Origin of the sequence: Pseudonocardia sulfidoxydans NBRC 16205, from assembly GCF_007989085.1 — a bacterium.
Taxonomy (GTDB): Bacteria; Actinomycetota; Actinomycetes; order Mycobacteriales; family Pseudonocardiaceae; genus Pseudonocardia; species Pseudonocardia sulfidoxydans.
The window spans coordinates 1-1356 of sequence record NZ_BJVJ01000178.1 but is presented as its reverse complement, the minus strand read 5'-3'; the positions used below and the strand labels follow the sequence as shown (position 1 = coordinate 1356).

Annotated in this window: 1 protein-coding gene; it reads right to left on the bottom strand. The window is 68.1% G+C overall.

All coding sequences use genetic code 11. The features are described from left to right. Positions 1 to 76: 76 nt before the first annotated feature. A complete protein-coding gene (locus PSU4_RS30890; protein ID WP_246115468.1) occupies positions 77 to 1333 on the bottom strand; it encodes an integrase core domain-containing protein in 1257 nt (418 codons plus the stop codon). Positions 1334 to 1356 lie beyond the last annotated feature (23 nt).

Here is a 1356-nt window from a genome sequence, read left to right as displayed (position 1 = left end):
AGCGACTGTCATGTCTCTGCTGACGTGTCAAGGTTGTGTCTCAGGAGTCGTGTCTGATCCCGACGATCTTGCATGGTCACGCTGCCGGGGCGCGGAACGCGCCCTGGTAGCGGGGCCCGTCGGGATCGAGGAGGAGCTGCCCGAGAGGCTCACCCTCGGCCGCGTAGGCGGTGAGGTGATCCCCCGCTCGCAGCAGGGTGACCGTGGCTCCTGCCCGGCCCCGCCCGACCGAGACGATGTGGCGGCCGACTGTCACGGTGCCGTTGGCCATCACGGTCAGGACATGGACGGTGGCATCGGTCTGGCGGGGCAGGTCCGCGGGCCCACCGTGGTCACGGATGCGTTCCCAGGCCTGCCGGGGTGGGATGCGCCCGATCGCGCTGTGGCGGCGGGTGTTGTTGTAGTGCTCGCGCACGGTATCCAGACGAGCCTGCAACTCGGCCAGGTCCGCGGGCGGGTCGGGGTAGTGATGGGCCAGCAACTTCTTCGCGGTGCCGTGCAGGCGTTCACACTTGCCGCAGGTCTGCGGGTGATAGGGGCTGGAATGGATGACCCGGGTGCCCTTAGCGGCCAGGGCGCGGGAGAAGCGGCTGGTCAGGGTCTTGTCCAGGAACCGGTGCGGGTGAGCGAACGCGGTCGCGTTGTCGGCCAGGACCAGCCCCGGCAGCCCCCATTCCTTCTCGGCTGCGGCCATCGCGGCCAGCGCGGCATCGGTGGTCTCACCGGCGCAGACATAAGAGGCGACCCACACCCTGGTGGCGTCGTCGATGATGTCGATCGCGACCACGACACTGCCGTCGGCGAGGCGGTGTTCGGTGCCGTCGATCTGGTAGCAGTCCCGTGGTCGGGCGAAACCGAAGCGGCGATGGGCCGAGCGGGGTTTCTTGGCCGGGTTCTTCGCCAGCAACCCGTGCCGGTCGAGGATCCGGTTGATCGTGGCCCGCGACGGCACCGTCAGGTCCTGCCCGGCCCAATCCTGCCCGGTGGCGAGCTCGATCAGCTCGGCTCTGATCGAGTCGGCCCCGTTGTCGGGGGCCAGCACCTGCCGTAGCCGCAGAATCTCGGCCACCACAGGTTGGGGGGTCGCGGTCGGGCTCGTGTGTGGGCGGCGCGAGCGTTCCACCCATTTGCCCTCGGCAGCGATCCTGGCGCGGTGGCGGTAGAAGGTGCGCACGTTGATGTCGTTGTCGCGGCACCACTGGGCCACGTTGGTGATCGGCGCTCCGGCCATCAGTGCCGCGTCCATGTAGTACATCATCGCCTGCTTCACGGCCATGAACGACGGCCATAGCCTCAACCGATGACACATGTCCCATGACACGCCGCAGGACACGTCTCACGAGACTGAACAGTCGC